The sequence below is a fragment of the Vibrio sp. 10N.222.49.A3 genome, assembly GCF_041475145.1.
In the GTDB taxonomy this organism is placed as follows: Bacteria; Pseudomonadota; Gammaproteobacteria; order Enterobacterales; family Vibrionaceae; genus Vibrio; species Vibrio tasmaniensis_A.
In genome coordinates, this window is record NZ_JBFRVM010000273.1 from 1 (window position 1) to 633 (window position 633).

Genomic DNA, 633 nt, shown 5'->3' on the forward strand with positions numbered 1-633 from the left:
TAGATTAATGACCAAGCCTCGCTATAAAGAAACTCACTGGAAGCAATATAATCAAGCTTTAATCAATCATTAGTCACTGATATTTTGGATTGGTGAAGAAGCAATTCAGCATTTAGCCGTTGATGCTACAGGGCTAAAGGTCTACGGTGAGGCAAGTGAAAAGTAAATGAGCATAGACCTCCAAGTGTGACTGCCCTCAAACACAAACTTCACCAAAACCCTAACCTTAAAATTTGATGTACTTATGTTATTCCGACAGATATTTTCATCACCATTCCCAAAAATCCACTTCATATCTAAGCCTTTCAACCTCCTCATCGGTAAGTTCAGGTATTGCTTTGATAGGTCTTCCTCTGCGTTTAGGGGGAGATTTCGTCAGCTTAGGTTTGGATGCTCTTACTTTTCGAGTTTTAGGGTTACTCACAAGCTGACCTGATAATATTCCACTAATAACTTCCCCTATCGCCTCAGCAGATTGCGATACTTGCGCATCATCCACGTGAGCATAACGAAGCGTGGATGAAATGCGCGTGTGACCCAACAGTTTCGACACCATTGGGATAGGATACCCCTCTAACACCGCATAACTGGCAAAGGTATGGCGCAAATCGTGAATACGAACATCCTCGATAT

1 protein-coding gene is annotated in these 633 nt (G+C 42.2%); it reads right to left on the reverse strand.

The annotated features are described in order from the left end of the window. Positions 1-268: 268 nt before the first annotated feature. On the reverse strand, positions 269-633 hold a 365-nt coding region (locus AB4589_RS25745; RefSeq protein WP_372101912.1), incomplete at its 5' end, for a tyrosine-type recombinase/integrase.